The sequence below is a fragment of the Microbispora sp. GKU 823 genome (assembly GCF_002027145.1).
Taxonomy (GTDB): Bacteria; Actinomycetota; Actinomycetes; order Streptosporangiales; family Streptosporangiaceae; genus Microbispora; species Microbispora siamensis.
Window position 1 is genome coordinate 1 of record NZ_MWJN01000048.1, and the last position, 17,644, is coordinate 17,644.

Consider the following 17,644-nt stretch of genomic DNA (forward strand, 5'->3'; position numbering starts at 1 on the left):
CTCGGCCCAGCGCAGCTCGCAGCCCGCCGTGACCACCGGATACCAGTCCCGCAGCGCCGCACCCCGCTCCAGTGCGCCGGCCAGCGCCTCCAGCATCGCGGCATGCGACGGCCAGCCCATCGGGCCGTCGTGCTTCAGCTTCTCCTGCCACGAGGCCTCGCCCACGCGGCCCGTACGCGGCTCGACGAACAACTCCCGGCCGCCGGCGTCACTGCCGATGGCCAGGAGGCTGCCATGCCACACCCCGTGCTCGGGGTCGGCCGCGTCCGGGTCGCCCCTCATCACCAGGTCCTCGCACTTGCTCCCGTTGACGTAGTCGATGTCGGACACCCCGAGCAGGCCGTACGACCGCGGGAGCCGGAACCCCGCCCCGAGGTTGCCGTCGGCGCCGTCATGACGCAGATAGGAGGCGTACAGGTCGTCGGGAAGGCGGCGGCCGTGCGTGGCCTCCCACCGGGCGAGGTCCTGCGGGCCGGCGCCGAACTTGAGCTGCCGCAGCGTGGCCGAGGCGTGCGCGCCCAGCCAGCGTTCGATGCGGTCCCACGCCTGGTTCACCCGCGCGGTGACCGCCGGATCGAGCGTACGAGGGGTGTACGTGGGTTCCCCGTACGCGGGTTCCGTGCTCATGGCGCCGGGCTGCCGCAGCGCATTGGACTTGGGCACGCTCCAGTCGTCCCGCCAACGGATCGGCGGGCAGCCGACCGCCTCCGCCTCCTCCGGAGTGAGCGCGTCGGCCTTGACCTTCGCTTCGAACTCGGGATCACCGCAGGACAGCGACGTAGAACCACCGAAGGATATGGACAGACACCGCACCGTGTCCTCCATCAGGTCCGGCTCGCCCACGAGTCCTGCCATCAGGAGCACGGCAACGAGCGCCGGCCGTACGACACGCGCCCACCGGAGTCCGATCACCCGCGCACTTTATCGATCTTGCTGGTCCGCTCGCAGGTGCCACTTGAGAACGCGCGCGATCCGCTCGCCCAGCGCGTCGTACGCCCGCTCGATCAGCACCGCCAGCTCGTGGCGGAGCGGCTCGGGGGGTCCCTCGTACGCGGTGGCCGCCTGCCGGTCGAGCCAGTTGCGCACGTCCGCCCGCGCCCGCTCGCGGAGCGACTCGTCCGGCCCCGCCAGCAGGATCAGGTCGGCCTTGAGGCGGTTCCACACGTGCGTCCCGGCGAGCAACCGGTAGGCCGCTCGCCGTACGTGAGGCGGGCGGTCACTGTCGAACAAGGGCCACAAGCGGCCCTCGGGCGGGGGCGCGGTGCGCAACGCCTCGGCAGCGCGGCGGACGACGATCGGCGCGGGATCGACGAGCATCGCGGTGAGGTCGGCCTGTGCCCCCAGGCGGGACGCCGCACGTACGGCATCTGCCCGCACGCGGGGGTTCTCGTCGGCCAGGTAAGGCAGGACGGTCGGGGCGTCGGCGGGAGTGCCGCACTCACCCAGCCCCGCGACCAGGTGTCGTAGTCCGTGGCCCGGTCGCTCGTTCAGCAGGTGGCGGTAGAACTCCGCCGGGTCGCCGCCGGCCCGCCGCACCGCCCACTGCGCGGTCAGCCGCACGACCGAGGAGCCGTCGCCGAGCATCCGTTCTCCGTGCTCCGGCGCGCCGAGCCGCACCAGGGCGGTCAGCGCTGTGGCGCGCACCCGGGCCGCCCGGTTCGCCAGCAGCCGCCGCAGCAGGTCGGGACGGTCCAGCCCGGCGACCGTCTCCGCGCACAGCGTCCGGCAGGTCACGTCTTCCTCGCGCTGCGCCGCGTGAATCAGGTCCGCCTCGCTGAGACGCCCGCCGTCGAGGCAGGCCCGGTAGGCGAACCGGCGCGTCGGGATGTCGGCGCTGCTCCGCAGGGCCGCGAGGACCTCGTCGCTCGCCCGCGTGATCGCGTTGCGCACCATGCGGACGACCGCTTCGCCGCGTCGCCGTCCCCCCAGCCGTACGGCGACCGGCGCGACGGTCTCCAGGGCGGCCGCGGTGGGCGCCGCGAGCGCCTGTTGCAGGACGTCCGCCGCCGCCGACCGCACCTCGGGCACCCAGTCGGCGGCCCGGATCACCAGGATCGGCAGCAGCCGCGGATCGTGACGCATGGCGGGGTGCCGGACGGCGCGCTCCCGCTCGTGGCCGTCGTGGGCGCAGGCCGCCGCCAGTACGGCGAGCGAGGTGTCCGGTACGGGGGGCTTGCGACGCAGGCGCCACAGCCCGCGCGGCTCAGGCGCCGTGGCGACTGTGGGTGCTTCGTACCACGTCGCACGCCGCGCGGGGTCGAGCTCGGACCACAGCCAGGGCGGGGCCGCCGCCAGGGCGTCGAGAGCGCGCTCGGCGTGCTCGCGATCGGCCGCCGCCCGGAGCAGTGCCGTCCACAAGTCCCACAGCACGTACAGGTGACCCGGCGCGGCCCTGGCGATGAGCGTCTCGACGGTTTCGACCACCGCACCATGATCCACGCTGTGGAGGTCCTCGCCGGCCGGGCTCGAACCGGCGCCCACCCGGGCCCGAGCCGGGCGCTCTACCGCTGAGCTACGACGAGGCCGCTCCATCGTGTGAGCCCGCCGGCCGGGCTCGAACCGGCGCCCACCCGGATGAGCCGGGCGTTCTACCTCTGAGCCGTTTTACTGCTGCGCTGCGGCGGGCCGGGTACCAGTCTGCTCGACCGTCCCCGGCCACGCCACGGATTAATTCGTCTCCACGATCGGAGGCAGGTCGCCGGTCACGACGCCGCCCTGAAGCCCGCGCAGGGCGTCCGGAGCCAGGTCGGGCCTGACGGTCCGGCCGCTGAACACCCCGGCTCGGCGCAGCAGGGCCGCCCACACCGGATCGGCGACGGCGACCCCGTGGACAAGCTCGGGGGTGGGCCGGAACACCGCGACACGGCGCTTGGGCGCGGGCGCGGTCCAGCCCGACTTCTCCGGGTCGAGCCCCGCCGTACGGCAGGCCGCCTCGACGTCCGCGCGGGTGCAGGACGCCGTGCCGTCCAGCACCTCCCACGGCGGCGGCAGCGCGGCCCAGACCCGGGTGCCGGGATCGACGTCGCCGCCGGTCGAGCGGTGCCAGGCTGCCAGGTCCGCGGCCATCAGCCGCATCGCCTTGCCGGGGCAGGACACGTCCAGCAACTCCAGGGCGTCCAGTGCGGCGAGGCATGCCAGCCACCCGGCTCGGGCGGCGTTGTAGGCCCCCGCGAGAGAGTTCCACGTGCTGGAGTCGTCGCCGGGCCGGACGATCATCGTCGTCCGGTCCATGGCCGGCCGCCAGCGCCGGCCCAGGAGCCGGGCAGTGTGCCGCATGACCGCGGACCACTGACCGAGCAGCCGTCCCCGCTCCCCGTCGGTGAGGCGGTCCAGCACGTCGCGTGTGGGCCGGACCTGCGCGATCATCCACCAGTCCGCGTCGTCTCCGCACCGGCGGAGCAGGACTTCCGCGATCTCGTCGAACGGATTGTCCCGCCCGGAGAGGCTGAACTCGCGGCGCAGTTTGCGGCGCGCCGTGTAGTACGCGACGAAGCAGGCGGCGTCCGGGTCCGCGACGAACCGCTCCAGCGGAACGCGTGCGCCGAAGCCGGTGACAGCGATCAGCAGCAGCCGCCGCTTTTCCCGCTCGACCTCGAGCGTGTCCGCCTTGGCGGCGATGCGGCGCAGCATGCGGAACCGGCGGTTGTACTGCCGCTTCGACAGGTCCATCCCGGCGCCTCCCGGGCCTCACGGTTGAGCCGGTCGGCCAGGAAGTCGGTCCGGTCGGGCGTCCACTCGATGGTGCGCCCGACCGTGCCGGCGTACGCCAGCAGGGAGTCGGGGTCGTCGGGGTCCACCTCCGCCGGAGCGCCGAACAGCCGGGTGGCCGTGGCCACCTGACGCGCTCCGCCGACAGGGCGTGCGTAGTCGCTCGACATCGAGGTGAACCACGCGGAGCCGCGCGAGGAGTGCCGGGCGGCGCGGCCCAGCACGAGGCGCTCACGGACCGACAGCCGTCCGGCCAGCGCCTCGAGGACCAGTTCGGCGACGTCCTCCGGCCGGTAGCGGCGGTCCAGCGAGCCGTGCAGCTCGACGAGCGCGTCCCGGCGGGAGCGCTCGGAACCCTTGCGGTGCTTCATGCCCGCCATGATGGCCGCGTGTCCGCCCGGGAATCGATCGGTTATCCGGCGGCCCGCGAAAAGCCGTTGGGCGTACGGGCTGGGAGGAGAGAGACTTCCACGTATGGAGACCATCTCGGCGGCGCGGCTCACGCTGTGGCCGCTGACGGCGCAGGACGCGGACGAGATGGCGGAGGTGCTGGCGGGGGAGGAGCTGTACGCCTTCATCGGCGGAGCCGCGCCCACCCCGGCGGAACTACGCGCCCGGTACGCCGCGCTCGAAGCCCGCAGGTCCCCGGACGGACGGCAGGAGTGGCTCAACTGGATCATCCGCCGCGACACCGACGGACGGGCGGTCGGCTACGTGCAGGCCACCGTGGCGGACGGCGGGCGGCGAGCCGAGGTGGCGTGGGTCGTGGGGACCGCCTGGCAGGGCCGGGGGTACGCCTCGGAGGCGGCGGCGGCCCTCGCCGAATGGTTGCGTGCGCGCGGCGTCGCCCGCATCGAGGCCCACATCCACCCCGATCATCACGCGTCCATGACGGTGGCCGGCCGGATCGGCCTGCTGCCCACCGAACATTTCGAGGACGGCGAGCGCCTGTGGACCTGGGAACGACCAGGCGGGGTGCGGCGGGAGGCCGGAGTCTGACCTTCGCGCATACGTGCGCCCATTCCGGCAGCGGGTGGCGAAATCGAGCACCCGCTCAGCGGGAACGGAGACCGTCGAGCGCTACCTCGATGTACCGCCGCCAATCGCCCGCGGCGTTGCGGATGACCGCCGCCAGGCCGCAGATGACCATGTTGACGTCCCCGGTCGTCACCTCCCGCCCAACCGTGCCGTGCGCCTGCGCCCGGTCGAGCAGCTCCCCGGCGATGGCGAGCAGCGCCTCGCGGGTCTCTTCCCGCGGCTCGCCCGAGCCCATGGCCTTCTCGATGACCTCGGACATGCCGCGATCGTCCGCCAGCACCTCGCCCACGTGGTGCAGGAGACGGGCCAGGCCGTCAGCCGGATCGTCGGCGTCGGCCAGCCGGCGTGCGGCGGCGATGATGCCGGCGGCCCGGTGCTCGGCGATGGCCTCGATCAGGGCCTCCCGGGTCGGGAACTTGCGATAGAGGGTCCCGACGCCGACGCCCGCCACTCGTGCGACCTCCGACATCTGCACGTCGTGGCCGGACTCGGCGAACAACGCGCGTGCCGCCTCCAGGACGCGATCTCGATTGCGCTCGGCGTCGGTACGCGTCCTGCGCCGCGGCTGCGGGGTTGACATCCCAAACGATCCTCTGCCTAGACTCCGATACGGAATGCGGATTCCTTATTCCGTATTATGCATGAGAGGTCGACACGATGTCGAAGGAGCGTTTCACCCTGCTCTCACCGCATCACGAGCGGTCGACGGGGCGTTCCGGCCGGGCGCTGCTGGTGTGGGGATTGCTGGTGGTGGCGGCGAACCTACGGCCGAGCTTGACCGCTGTCGGGCCGTTGCTGGAGCGCGTACAGGCCGATCTGGAACTGGCTCCGGCCGTGGCGGGCCTGCTGAGCACGCTGCCCTTGCTGGCGTTCGCGGTGATATCACCGATGGTTCCGCGGCTGGCGGCGCAGTGGGGACCCGAGCGGCTCCTCTGGGGTGCGCTCGTGGTGCTGACCCTCGGGATCGCCATCCGGTGGGCGCCGACGGCGATCGCGCTGTTCGCCGGGACCGTGCTGATCGGGTCGGGGATCGCCGTGGGCAACGTGCTGCTGCCGAGCCTGATCAAGCGCGATTTCCCCACGAGAGTGGGCCTGCTGACCAGCGCGTACGCCACGGTCATGGGGGCGGTCGCCGCGGTGGCTTCCGGAGTGGCGGTACCGATGAGCCAGGTCGCCCCTGGTGGTTGGCACACGGCGTTGGGGTGCTGGATCGTTCCCGCGTTGGTGGCTGTCGTGCTGTGGCTTCCGCAGGTGCGGACTTCGCGGCCGGCCGCTGAGACGGTTCGCGGACACCGGCTGCCGTGGAGATCGGCGCTGGCGTGGGCGGTCACGGCGTTCATGGGACTGCAGTCGCTGGGCTTCTACGTCGTCGTCACGTGGTTGCCTCAGGTGTTCCAGGACAGTGGAGTGAGCGCGGCGGCGGCGGGATGGCTGCTGTTCGTGTTCCAGGCGGTCGCGGTGGCGACCAGCCTGGCGGTGCCCGCCGCGCTGCGGTGGGCGCGTGACCAGCGTGCGGTGGCGACGGCGAGTTCGGTGGTCCTGCTCGCCGGCTACCTCGGGCTTCTGGCGGTGCCGGGATGGGCACTGCTGTGGAGCGTCGTCCTCGGACTGGGCGGCGGAGCCTGCCTGGTGCTCGCATTGGCCTTCCTCAGCCTGCGCGCCCAGGACGCGACCGTGGCGGGCGCGTTGTCGGCGATGGCGCAGTCGATCGGTTACCTGCTGGCCGCCGCAGGACCGGTGATTTTCGGGTTGCTGCACACCGTCGGCTCGGGCTGGCAGGCACCGATCATTCTGATGTGTGTCGCCGCGGCCGGCCAGGTGATCGTCGCGATGGTGGCCGGCGGGGCACGGTGCCGCCGGCCGAAGCCCCTTCGCCCGGGCGTTAACCCCGGCGCACTCCTCCTGGTTTGATGGAGGCTCCGGCGGTCCTCGGGGAGGCGGGCATGGAGACGGCGGAGTGGTACCGGTACTTCGCGGAGCGGGAGGTCAGGGGGCACAGCCCGGCCTACGAGGCGCTCGCCCTCGGGATCGCCGCCGACCCCGGGCTGCTCGAACTCATCGACGGTCTGCCGGAGCCGAAGAGACAACCGAACCTGCTGCTTGCCGCCGTGCGCTTCCTCTGCGGGCCGTACGACGAGTTCGGCCGGTTCCGCGAGTGGACCGTACGCCACTGGACCGAGGTGCGGGAGACGATGCTCGCCCGGCGGACGCAGACGAACGAGGCGGGCCGGTGTGCGAGCCTGCTGCCGGTGCTGGCGACGCTGCCGCAGCCGCTGGCCCTGGTGGAGGTGGGCGCCTCGGCGGGGCTGTGCCTCTACCCCGACCGCTACCGCTACCGGTACGACGACGGGCCCGAGATCGGACCGGCAGAAAGCCCCGTTCTGCTCACCTGCCGGACGAACGGGAAGGTGCCGGTGCCGGAGCGCCTCCCCGAGGTCGTGTGGCGGGCCGGGCTGGATCTCAACCCCATCGACGTACGCGACGACGAGGCGGTGCGCTGGCTGGAGTGCCTGGTGTGGCCGGAACAGGCGGACCGGCTCGCGCGGCTGCGCGGGGCGGTGCGGATGGCGAGGCAGGACCCGCCGCGTCTGGTGCGCGGGGACGCCGCGGCGGCCCTGCCCGATCTCGTCGCCGCCGCGCCCGCCGGGGCGACGGTCGTCGTCTTCCACAGCGCGGTTATGCCCTACCTGGACGCCGGGGCGCGGGACCGCTTCGTGGCGCTCGTACGCGGCCTTCGGGCAGGGGGCCTGCCGGTGCGGTGGATCTCCAACGAGGGCTCGCCCCGGCTGCCCTCCCTTCTTCCGAAGCTGACGGCAGACCTGCCGGAGCGGCGGCTGGCGTTCCTGCCCGCGCTCGACGGCGAGCCGCTCGCGATGGCCGGGCCGCACGGCGAGTGGCTGGACTGGCTCGCCTGAGGAACCTCACCAGGTGAGCCACAGCTCCTCCGGCCCCCTGTGGATGAGCGTGGGGGCCATGACCACCGGCCGGTCCGCCGCGAGCCGCAGCCCGGGCAGCCGCCGGGTGAGGATCTCCAGCGTGATCCGCACCTGTTCGCGCGCGAGTTGCGCCCCCGGACAGGAGTGCACGCCGTGCCCGAAGGCGAGATGGCGCCGGGCGCGCCGGGTGACGTCGAAGTCGCCGGGCCGGTCGTGCCTGGCCTCGTCCCTGTTGGCGGAGCCGTACGCGACCAGGACGGTGGCGCCTTCGGGCAGGTCGGTGCCCGCGAGCGTCACCGGCCGGGTGGTGACGCGGCGGAACGCCTGGACGGGGGCGTCGTGCCGGGCGGCCTCCTCGACCGCGTCGGGGATCAGTTCGGGCCGGGCGCACAGCAGCTCCCACTGCTCGCGATGCCGCAGCAGATGCAGCACCACGGTGCAGATCAGGGCCGTCGTGGTCAGGTGACCGGCGATCAGCAGGTTCTGCAGGTTCGACACCAGCTCCGCCCGCTGCTCCCGCGTCAGCGGCCCGGTGCCCGGCGCGAGCGCCCGGACCATCTCGGTGCACAGGTCGTCGCGGGGGTCCTCCCGCCGGCTCCGCGCGTACTCGTCGATCAGGTGCTGCAGCGCGACGACCTCGCGGGCCGCGGCGATCCGCCCCTCCTCCCCGACCGGGAGGAAGAACAGCTCCTCGGCGCGGTAGCCGGCCTCCACCGCCAGGGGGACGTGCTCGGGGTCGAGGCCCAGCAGGCGCCCGATCACCTCCCCGGGCAGCCTCCTGGCGTACGCGCCGATCAACTCGACCGGCGAGGCGAAGGCGTCCACGAGTGACTCGGCGCGTTCCCGGATGAACGGCACGACCGCGGCGACCCGGGCGGGTGACAGCCCCCGGACGAGCGGGATCCGGTAGCGCTGGTGCGCTGCCCCGTCGGAGGTGACCACGACGGGCGCGCCGCCGACGCCCTTCGCGAGCTCGGCGAGCACGGACGGCTCGGGGACGAAGTCGCCGCGCAGCGCGTTGGCCGAGGAGAAGACCTCCGGACTTCGCAGCACCTCGCGCACGTCGGCGTCCCTGGCGACCAGCCAGGCGTCCATCTCGGGAAGGAAGGTCAGCCCGGGAGTCTCGCGGGCCTTCGCGTAGACGGGGTAGGGGTCGCGAAGCAGCGCGTCGGACATGCGGGCCTCCCGTGATCGGAATCCGGTTCCTCCCGCCATACTGATCGGCTCCGGCCGGTACGTGAACGGTTCGCGGCGTACGACGCCGGATATCGGCTTCTCGTCGCCGATCTTCGAGTCCGGGCGTGGGATCCGCACCGCGGGGGGTAAGGACAGACCGGAAGGAGAAGGGCATGCCTGACCCTGCGGAAACGGAGCGGCTGCGCCAGGTCGTGGACGAGGTCTTCCACGACCGCCTCCGCGTGACGCGCCGCGACCTCTACTCCGCCGCCGCCGCGGACATCCACGTGCCGGCCGAGACCCTCGCCCTCCTGAACGAGATCGCCGAGGGCTCCTACAGCCGGCGGGAGATGCTGGAGGCGATCGAGGGGGCCGTACGGGACCGGGACGAGGCGGAGCGGGAGGCGCGGCGACCGGAGCAGATCACCGCGCTGGAGGACACGCCCGAGGCCGAGCATGCCATCGCCGACGACACCACGTTGAACGCGCTGATCCAGGAGTCCTCCGGCCCTCCGCCGGACGCGCCGCGGTTCCGGGAGCCGGGCGAGTGAGACGCCCCTGCGCACGAGAAGGCGCACGAGAAAGAGGAGGGGTGACGCGATGCGATCTGGCCCGGTGACGATGCGGGTGCGGCGCTACCTGCCCGACGGCAATCCGTTACGGCGCCGAACCGACCGCGTCGAGTCCGCGGTCGTGCTGACCTTCCTGATCCTGGCCGTGCTGAGCCTGGTCGCGGCGTTCGCCGTGGGCGCGCCGTCTATCGCGGCGGCGTGACCGAGGAGCGTTCCGGGCGGTGGGTGACGCCACCGGTCACGCGCGACGCGCCGGCGGCCACCTGGGTCGCGGTGGAGGGCACGGCCGCGCGGCTGCGCACGGGTGTCGCCTGGACGGCCCCGGACGGCCGTACGGTCACCGGGCAGGCGCCGGTCCCCTCGGCGGCCAAGGCCGGCACGCCCGTGCGGATCTGGCTGGACCGCGCCGGCAGGCCGGGCGACGGCCCGCGGAGCCGGATCGACACGGTCGCCGACGGCGTCGCGTCCGGAACGGCCACGGCGGCGCTGTCGCTGACGGCCCTGCTGGCGTGCCTCGCTCTCGTCCGCCGCCGTCTCGACCACCACAGGTACGCCGCCTGGGACGCGGGATGGCTCGCGATGAACCGGCGGCGCAAGCCCGAGGACGCGTGAGCAGACACACAGGAGGCGCGTCGTGCTGACAGTCACCGACCACGCCGTTCAGGCGATCCGCGATCTGATGGTGGGGGAGTACCTCCCCGAGGAGGCGGGCCTGCGCATCGCGGCCAAGCCGGGGGAGCCCGCCTCGCTGGAGCTCTCGCTGGTGAGCGCGCCCTTCTCGGGCGATGAGGTGATCAAGAGGGCGGACGTGCGCGTCTTCCTCGACGCGCAGGTCGCCCAGGCCGTCGGCGGCAAGACACTGGACGCCGAGACGGGTCCCGGCGGCCGCCCGACCTTCCGTCTCACCTGAGAATCACTGGTCGCCCTCGTCCTCCTCGTCGTCGGGCGGCAGGCCGGTGCCCGCCACCGTGTCGGCGAGCTGGTCGTCGTCGAGCTCTCCGGTCGGCGGCTGCCCGAACGTTCCTCCTCCGGAGGCGCCGCCGCCCGAGATTCCCTTGCCGCCGACGATGCCTGCCGCGTCCTGGTCCGCCTGCTCCACCGATCCCTGCCGGGTGGCCCGGATGCCCGGCGTCCGGTTCTTGAACCGCGGATCGTCCTGCGCGTTGGTCGCCAGCTCCTCGGCGAGCTGCTTCGGATTCATCTTCTTCTCGTCCATACGGGCGCCGTACCCGGCGGCCCGTATGCCATTCACATGTTCACAGCTCGGATGGCACCCGCTGCGCCGGAACGCTCGCCTCCTGGCGGCTGCGCAGCGCCTCCAGGCCGACCAGGTCGTCGGGCTCGGCGTCCGGGGTCTCCTGGTCGAACCTCGCCAGGGCCGGGTGACGCAGGGCCAGCGTGATCGTGAGCGCGATGGCCAGGCCGCACACGACGTACAGCAGGCCGATGCCGCGGCCCTCGCCGACCCCGATGACCTTGCCGACCGTGCCGGCCAGCGGGCCGTCGGGCCGCATCAGCGGCTCGAAGACCAGCCCCACGAGCCAGGCCTGTACGGCCAGGCCGACCGGCTGGGTCGACAGCGCGAGCATCCGGTTGATCGCGATGACGCGGGCGTGGTAGCGCTGGGGCACCTTCGAGTGGATGATCGTCAGCCAGATGCCGTCGCTGATCGTCATCATCAGCGACATGCCGAAGGCCCCGACCGTGATGAGGACGAGCGACGGGCGCAGACCGGCGATCGCGCAGAAGATCCCCAGCACACCGGCGGCCGACAGCATGCCGAACATCCGGCGGTCGCGCGGGCCGCCCCACAGCGTGATGATCAGGCCGCCGCAGACCGCCCCGATCCCGGCGAGCAGCGCCACCCGCCCGGTGTCGGCCAGCTCCCCGACCGACAGCACCAGCGGCGAGATCATGATGAACCCGGTGAACAGGAAGAAGTTCACGATGAACATCGTGAAGGCCATGGCCCGTAGGCCCCGCCGCCGCAGCAGGTAGCGGAAGCCGTTGCGGATCTCGGCGGAGACCGTCTCGCGGCGCCGCCAGGCCATCGTGGCCGGGAAGCGCACGAGCAGGGTCACGGCGAACGCGATCGCGTAGCAGACCACGTTGGCGGTCAGGATGCCCTCGATGCCGATCAACGCGAGCACGGCGACGGAGAACAGCGGGACCATGAGCTGGGCCACGGCGTTGCCGAGCTGGACGACGCCGCCGACGTGGTGCAGGTAGTGCTTGGGCGCGAGCTGCGGACCGGCCGACTGCCAGGCCACCCGTTGCAGGGTCACCGATATCGACAGCACCACCAGCAGGCCGTACAGCACGGGCATGCTCAGCACGTCGCCCGCCATCAGCGCGAGCAGCGCGGCCTGCACGGCCAGAGACATGCCGTCGGCCGCCAGCATCGCCCGCTTGCGGTCGTACCGGTCGACGAGCGCGCCGATCAGCGGCGCGAGGACGAGCCCCGGCACCAGCCCGATGATGGCGAACAGGCCGAACTGCACCAGCGAGCCGCTCTTCAGGTACGCCCAGATCGGTACGGCGAACTCGGTCATCACGGCGCCGATCATGGAGACGATCTGACCCGTCGCCACCGTGAAGAACCGGCCGAGACTGGGCTGCGGCCCGGAGACGTCGGCCCGCCGGTCGGTGGACAGCGCCTGCCGCCACCACGTCGCCGGGTCGTCGGGCGGGCGCGGCCGCCACTCCCCGGGACTTTCGACGGCGGCGTGGGTGCTCGTGACGATCGCGGCCAGCTCCTCGGTGCGGTATCGGAGGAAGTAGTGGCCGGCCTCGGCCATCACGACCAGCGCCGTGGTCTCCGAGACGCAGTGCCAGTCGCGGTAGCGCTCCTGGTAGAAGTCGGTCAGCGCGTCGCGGTCGCCGACGATCGAGATCACCGGGGCGCGCAGCTGCGGGCTCTGCCGCTCCACGAGCTCGCTGAAGTAGTCCTCGCCGGCCCGGGCGTCCACGCGCATGGTGCGGATGATGTGGTCGACCTGCTCGGGGTCGAGGTCCTGCAGGTCGGCGCCCATCGCGCGGAGCCAGTTGGCGTGCGCGTTGGCGTTGTCCAGCGCCTTGCTGCGGAAGATCCGGCCGAGCAGGCCGTTGAGGCCCTTGGTGGGGGTGGCGAACGGGAAGCTGCCGCCCATGTAGACGGCCTCGACGCGCCGCCCGGCCGCCTCAAGCCGCCGCGCGATCTCGGCGGTCAGCGCGCTGCCGACGCAGTGGCCGTACAACGCGACAGGGCCGCGCACGCGGTCGAGCACCTCGTCGCAGACCCGCTGGGCGGCCTCGTGGAAGCCGATCGTGCTCTCCTCGACGCCCAGCTCATGGCCGGGCAGGGCGACCGCGAACAGCGAGTGGCCGTCCGGGAGCGCGTCGGCCAGCGGCTGGTAGACCATCGCGCTGGCCCCGCCGTACGGGATGCAGACCAGTGACAGCGTGGGCGCCTTGACCGGCCGGGTGAGCTCGACCAGCAGGCCGCGCGGGCCGTCCTCGGCTTCCTCGGGCGCCTGCCGGGCGGCGTCGATCAGCGCGGCCAGCTCCCGCACGGTGCGGTTGGCGATCGCGTCGAGCACGGTGACCTGGTAGCCGTCGGCGGGCAGCGCCTGGCGCAGCTTGGCGACCATGCGGATGAGCAGCAGCGAGTGGCCGCCGAGCGCGTTGAAGTCGCTGTCGATCGAGACGGCCTCGATGCCGAGGACCTCCCGCCAGACCCCGGCGACCACGATCTCGGTCTCGGTCGTCGGCTCGGCCAGGTCCTCGCCCACCTTGACCACCGGATCGGGCAGCGCCTTGCGGTCCACCTTGCCGTTGGCGTTGAGCGGGATGGTCTCCAGCGGCACGAACACCGACGGGACCATGTAGTCCGGCAGCCGTTCCGCGCAGTGGTCCGCGAGCTCGGATAACTCGGGACCTGTGGGGACGTAGTAGGCGACGAGCCGCTTGTCCTCGGACGTGAACGCGTGCACGGTGACGACCGCGTCGCGCACACCGGGGTGGTCGAGGACGGCCGCCCGCACCTCGTCCAGCTCGATGCGGTAGCCGCGGATCTTCACCTGGTCGTCGAACCGGCCGAGGAAGGCCACGTTCCCGTCGCGGGTCCAGGCCACCCGGTCGCCGGTGCGGTACATCCGGCCACCCCCGTCCCCGGAAAGAGGGGTGTACGGATCCGGCAGGAACCGCTCCTCGGTCAGGTCCGGCCGGTTCATGTAGCCGCGCGTCACGCCCACGCCGCCGACGTACAGCTCGCCCGGTACGCCGACCGGCTGCAGCCGCCGGTTGGCGTCCAGGACGTACATCCGCATGTTGGGCAGCGGGCGGCCGATCGGGACGACCTCCACGAGCTGGGCGTCCCGCACGGGATAGATGCACGTGCCGACCGACGCCTCGGTGGGACCGTACTCGTTGATCAGGCGGCCCGGGCCGAGCATCTCCAGCCACCGGTTGGCCATCGAGCCGGGCAGCGCCTCACCCGCCACGACGATCTTCCCGGCGAGCGCGGCGGCCTGCCGGGCGTCGATCTGGTGGCCGAGCACCTCCAGGTGTCCGGGGGTGCACTTGATGAAGCCGTACGGCCCGCCCGCCACCAGCAGCGCGCCCAGTTCGCCCATGTCGAAGTCCTGGGGCAGCACGGTGACGCGCTGACCCGCGACGAGCGGCGCCCACAGGTTGGGCACCACCAGGTCGAACGCCACCGAGCCGAACAGCGGCGCGCCGCCGTCCCCCTGGGACGCCAGGTCCTCGACGGCCCACCAGACGTGGTTCACCAGCCCGCGGTGGGTGACCTGCACGCCCTTGGGCTTGCCCGTGGACCCCGACGTGAAGATCACATAGGCCAGCCGGTCGATGTCGTACGGCACATCGGCCGGATCGGCGGGCCGGCCGTCGAGCACCCCGCTGTCCACGTCCACGACCTCGGGGCCGTCGAACAGGTGCGCGTAGCCCGCTGAGGTCAGGACCAGCGGGGTCGCGGCGATCGACAGCATGTCGCGGACGCGCTGCGCGGGGAACTTGGGATCCATCGGCAGGTAGGCCGCGCCCGCCTTCCACACGCCCAGCAGGCAGGCGATCAGGTCCGGGCTCCGGTCGAGCAGCACGCCCACCGTGTCCTCCGGGCCGATGCCCCGCTCGCGCAGCAGGTGGGCGACCTGGTTGGCGCGGGCGTGCAGCTCGGCGTACGTGGTCGTGCGGCCCTCGAAGGAGACCGCCACCGCGCCGGAGTCCGCGTGGCGCTCCAGTAGCTCGGGCAGGGCCACGTCCGGGTAGGGCCGGGCCGAGTCGTTCCAGGCGCCCAGCACCACGTCGCGTTCGGCGTCGGTGAGCAGCTCCAGGTCGGCCAGCGGGGTGTCGGGGGCGGCGGCGATCCGCTCGGCCAGCGCCCGGTAGTGCCCGGCCATCCGGACGACGGAGTCCGCGTCGAACCGGTCCTTCTGGTAGGTCAGGTAGAGCTCGGGGTCGTCCGTGCCGTTCAGGTGCACCAGCAGCGCGAGATCGTAGGTGAAGTCGTCGACCTCGTGCTCCCACACCGACGCTTCGAGCCCGGGCCAGCGCCCGCGCTGGTCGCGGAAGACGCGCAGCGAGAAGCCGACGGTCGACAGCGAGAAGTTGCGGGCGTCCCGGTCGCTCAGCGCCCCGGCCAGCTCGGAGAATGGCAGGTGGTTGGCGAGCGCCTCGCCCAGCCTGCGCCGCACCCCGGCCGCCGCCTCCCGGAAGGAGGGGTTGCCCGACAGGTCGGCGCGCAGCGGCAGGGCGTTGACGAAGCAGCCCAGCACGGGTTCGAGCTCCACCCGGCGCCGGCCGCCGTCCACCGTGGCGATCGTCAGGTCGCCCTGCCCGGTGTAGCGCGCGAGCAGCATCGAGAAGACGGTGAGCAGGGCCACGAACGGCGTGGTCCCGGGGCCGCCGGCCTCCCGCAGCGCCCGCAGGACCTCGTCCGGCAGCGTGAACAGGTGGCAGTCGCTCCGGTTGCCCTCGGTGGCGGCCTGGCCGTCCCGCGCGATGGGAAGCTCCACCGCGCTCGCGCCGTCGAGCCGTTCGCGCCAGTACGCGAGCCGCCGCTCGCGCTGCTCGCCGGTCAGCTCACGCCGCGACCAGGCCGCGTAGTCGGCGTACTGGAGCGGGGGCGTGCCCACCTCCGGGGGACGGCCCTCGTGGGCGGTCGCGTACACGCTGGTCAGCTCGTCCACGATGATGCCGACCGACCACCCGTCGCACGCGATGTGGTGGCAGACGAACATCAGCACGTGGTCCTCGTCGGCCAGCCGGACCAGCGTCGTACGGTGGACCGGCCCGGTCTCCAGGTCGAAGCGTTCGACGGCGGCCCTGCACGTGATCTCGCGGGCCCGCTGCTCCCGCTCGGCCTCCGGCAGGTCCCGCAGGTCGACGACGTCGAGCGGCGCCGGCCCGGGGTCGAGGACGATCTGCCGGGGCTCGTGCCCGTCGCCCTCGTAGACCGTACGCAGGATCTCGTCGCGTTCGACCAGGCTGTCCAGGGCGACGGTCAGGGCCCGGGTGTCGAGCGGGCCGGTGAGCCGCAGGCCGATCGTGGCGTTCGGCGCCGGGGCGCCCTCGGCGAAGCGGGCGCCGAGCCACATCTGGGTCTGCTCGTAGGAGCAGGGGGCGGGTCCCCCGCCGCGCGGAGTGATCACGTTCGCGGCGGCCGCCCTCGCGGCTCTGGCGGCGAGGAGCCGGCGCAGCGCCTCCTGCCTGCGTGGGGAAAGCGACGCTATTAGAAGCTCGTTGTCAGTCGTCGGCGTTATCGTCACCGAGCGTTCTCCTCTCTGCGCAAACAATGCGCAGGACCAGCTGACCACGCAGAAAAGTGGTTGAACCAGAAAACGCTTGATCGTTGATTCCGCAGGACCTCGCCGCGTATCTCGCCGCCTATATCGCCGTGTTCGAGCAGAGATGCATGGGAGCGCTCCCACGAAAGTGATTATTTTACGATACGGGACGCACGCTGGGTGACGCAAGCCTCACTTTGACCTGCGGTCGAGCGCGAAGAGTATGGGGAAATCGACCTTCCGTCATCGCCTGGGGGTGGCGAACATGAGTGGTCGTCGGCATTGCCGGCGGACACAGGCGTATGTCGGATAATTTGACTGGCGGCGTCGGGATAAACCGGATGAAACATGTTTCTTGCGCGTGACCCGATTCGGGTTCTATGTTGGCCGCCGGAATCTCTTTCCGCAGGGGCGCCGCCTATTCGAGGGCCCGCCTGCCTCCTTAATTCGACTTTTCCCCGTGCTCGGCCGCGGCCGGATCCCGCGCAGAAGGAGGACGCATGGACGACTTCTGGAAGCCCCTGGAAATAACCCCGGACGGCTCCGCCGCCACACCCGGCGGACTGGTGGAACGGCTGCGCGAAACGAACGTGGGCGACCTGCTGGTCCGCGAGAAGGCGCTCGTCTTCCGGGGGTTCGGCGTCACGCCCGAGACCCTCGATCCCGTCATGGACATGCTGCTGCCCAACCGGCTGGCGTACGTGCACGGCAACTCGCCCCGCACCAAGGTGGGCGGCAACGTCTACACCTCGACCGAGTACCCGCCCGAGTACACGATCTCCATGCACAACGAGTTGTCGTACTCCGCCACCTGGCCCTCGCGGCTGCTGTTCTACTGCGAGAAGGCGGCCGAGAGCGGCGGCGCCACCCCCGTCGTGGACGGCGTGCGCTGGCTGGAGTCGCTCGACGACGAGGTCAGGGAGGCCTTCGCCAAGGGCGTGCGCTACACGCAGAACCTGCACGCCGGCCGGGGGCTCGGCAAGAGCTGGCAGGAGACGTTCGAGACCGAGGACCGCGACGAGGTGGCCGGGTTCCTCGACCGCATCGGGGCGGACTGGCAGTGGCGGCCCGACGGCGGCGTACGGATCTCCCAGGTCAGGCCCGCCACCATCCGGCACCCCGTGACCGGCGCCGAGGTGTGGTTCAACCAGGCCGACCAGTGGCACCCCGCGTCGCTGGGCGACGAGGCCGCCGCCATGCTGGCCGAACTCATGCCGCCGGAGGAGCTGCCGCAGTCGGTGACGTTCCCGGACGGCGCCCCGATCCCCGGCGAGTACGTGATCCAGGTGCGCAACCGGGGCCTGGACAACGCGGTGGACGTCGACTGGCGGGAGGGCGACCTGCTGTTGATCGACAACGTGCTGGTCGGGCACGGCCGCAGGCCCTTCACCGGCTCCCGCCGCATCCTCGTCGCCATGTCCGACTGACC

Annotated in this window: 16 protein-coding genes and 1 tRNA gene; 8 read left to right on the forward strand and 9 right to left on the reverse strand. The window is 72.3% G+C overall.

All coding sequences use genetic code 11. From position 1 onward, the window contains the following. The 5 genes from B1L11_RS24145 to B1L11_RS47075 all read right to left on the reverse strand — a co-directional run. A partial coding sequence (locus B1L11_RS24145) for an SMI1/KNR4 family protein (RefSeq protein ID WP_079316599.1) occupies positions 1–912 on the reverse strand: 912 nt, incomplete at its 3' end. A gap of 9 nt (positions 913–921) precedes the next feature. Then, a complete protein-coding gene (locus B1L11_RS24150) occupies positions 922–2,424 on the reverse strand; it encodes a HEAT repeat domain-containing protein (protein ID WP_143737497.1) in 1,503 nt (500 codons plus the stop codon). Between the two features lie 26 nt (positions 2,425–2,450). Next, positions 2,451–2,522, reverse strand: a tRNA-Pro gene (locus B1L11_RS24155). Between the two features lie 145 nt (positions 2,523–2,667). Continuing rightward, the gene (locus B1L11_RS47070; protein WP_179155299.1) at positions 2,668–3,669 is read right to left on the reverse strand and encodes a hypothetical protein; all 1,002 of its coding nucleotides are present in this window, start codon (positions 3,667–3,669) and stop codon (positions 2,668–2,670) included. Then, positions 3,561–4,079 (reverse strand): hypothetical protein, encoded by a 519-nt coding sequence (locus B1L11_RS47075; RefSeq protein ID WP_179155300.1) that lies wholly within the window; start codon positions 4,077–4,079, stop codon positions 3,561–3,563. Before B1L11_RS47075 ends, B1L11_RS47070 begins: the two co-directional genes overlap by 109 nt. Before the next feature lie 103 nt (positions 4,080–4,182). Between B1L11_RS47075 and B1L11_RS24175 the strand changes: the two genes are divergently transcribed. Beyond that, positions 4,183–4,707 carry a GNAT family N-acetyltransferase gene (locus B1L11_RS24175; protein WP_079316603.1) on the forward strand — a complete coding sequence of 175 codons (525 nt, stop codon included), beginning with the start codon at positions 4,183–4,185 and terminating at the stop codon, positions 4,705–4,707. A gap of 55 nt (positions 4,708–4,762) precedes the next feature. Here the strand turns inward: B1L11_RS24175 and B1L11_RS24180 are convergent, their stop codons facing one another. Beyond that, complete coding sequence (locus B1L11_RS24180; RefSeq protein ID WP_079316604.1) at positions 4,763–5,326, reverse strand: TetR/AcrR family transcriptional regulator; 564 nt, start codon at positions 5,324–5,326, stop codon at positions 4,763–4,765. Between the two features lie 77 nt (positions 5,327–5,403). Between B1L11_RS24180 and B1L11_RS24185 the strand changes: the two genes are divergently transcribed. Together B1L11_RS24185 and B1L11_RS24190 are read left to right on the forward strand one after the other, a co-directional pair. Next, entirely contained in the window at positions 5,404–6,657 is a 1,254-nt protein-coding gene (locus tag B1L11_RS24185) for an MFS transporter (protein ID WP_079316605.1), read from the forward strand. Further along, the gene (locus B1L11_RS24190; RefSeq protein ID WP_218671273.1) at positions 6,657–7,661 is read left to right on the forward strand and encodes a DUF2332 domain-containing protein; all 1,005 of its coding nucleotides are present in this window, start codon (positions 6,657–6,659) and stop codon (positions 7,659–7,661) included. Before B1L11_RS24185 ends, B1L11_RS24190 begins: the two co-directional genes overlap by 1 nt. Positions 7,662–7,667: 6 nt before the next feature. Here B1L11_RS24190 and B1L11_RS24195 read toward each other — a convergent pair whose 3' ends face one another. Continuing rightward, a complete protein-coding gene (locus tag B1L11_RS24195; protein ID WP_079316646.1) occupies positions 7,668–8,858 on the reverse strand; it encodes a cytochrome P450 in 1,191 nt (396 codons plus the stop codon). Positions 8,859–9,031: 173 nt separating this feature from the next. Between B1L11_RS24195 and B1L11_RS24200 the strand changes: the two genes are divergently transcribed. From B1L11_RS24200 to B1L11_RS24210, 4 genes are read left to right on the forward strand one after another with little or no spacing between them, the layout of a single operon-like run. Further along, positions 9,032–9,409 (forward strand): hypothetical protein, encoded by a 378-nt coding sequence (locus B1L11_RS24200; RefSeq protein WP_079316606.1) that lies wholly within the window; start codon positions 9,032–9,034, stop codon positions 9,407–9,409. Positions 9,410–9,458: 49 nt separating this feature from the next. Continuing rightward, on the forward strand, positions 9,459–9,632 hold the full coding sequence (locus B1L11_RS47080) for a hypothetical protein (RefSeq protein WP_179155301.1): 174 nt from the start codon (positions 9,459–9,461) through the stop codon (positions 9,630–9,632). Continuing rightward, positions 9,629–10,042, forward strand: coding sequence for a hypothetical protein (locus tag B1L11_RS24205; protein ID WP_143737498.1), 414 nt, complete (start codon positions 9,629–9,631; stop codon positions 10,040–10,042). Before B1L11_RS47080 ends, B1L11_RS24205 begins: the two co-directional genes overlap by 4 nt. A 22-nt stretch (positions 10,043–10,064) precedes the next feature. Then, the gene (locus tag B1L11_RS24210) at positions 10,065–10,340 is read left to right on the forward strand and encodes a hypothetical protein (protein WP_079316608.1); all 276 of its coding nucleotides are present in this window, start codon (positions 10,065–10,067) and stop codon (positions 10,338–10,340) included. A 3-nt stretch (positions 10,341–10,343) separates the two neighbouring features. On the opposite strand, the gene B1L11_RS24215 is transcribed toward B1L11_RS24210, so the two are convergent. Together B1L11_RS24215 and B1L11_RS24220 are read right to left on the reverse strand one after the other, a co-directional pair. Then, entirely contained in the window at positions 10,344–10,646 is a 303-nt protein-coding gene (locus B1L11_RS24215; protein ID WP_079316609.1) for a hypothetical protein, read from the reverse strand. Positions 10,647–10,686: 40 nt separating this feature from the next. Continuing rightward, positions 10,687–16,080: a non-ribosomal peptide synthetase/MFS transporter gene (locus B1L11_RS24220; protein WP_143737499.1), complete on the reverse strand. Its 5,394-nt coding sequence runs from the start codon at positions 16,078–16,080 to the stop codon at positions 10,687–10,689. Between the two features lie 635 nt (positions 16,081–16,715). Between B1L11_RS24220 and B1L11_RS24225 the strand changes: the two genes are divergently transcribed. Next, on the forward strand, positions 16,716–17,642 hold the full coding sequence (locus B1L11_RS24225; RefSeq protein ID WP_079316611.1) for a TauD/TfdA family dioxygenase: 927 nt from the start codon (positions 16,716–16,718) through the stop codon (positions 17,640–17,642). Positions 17,643–17,644: the final 2 nt, after the last annotated feature.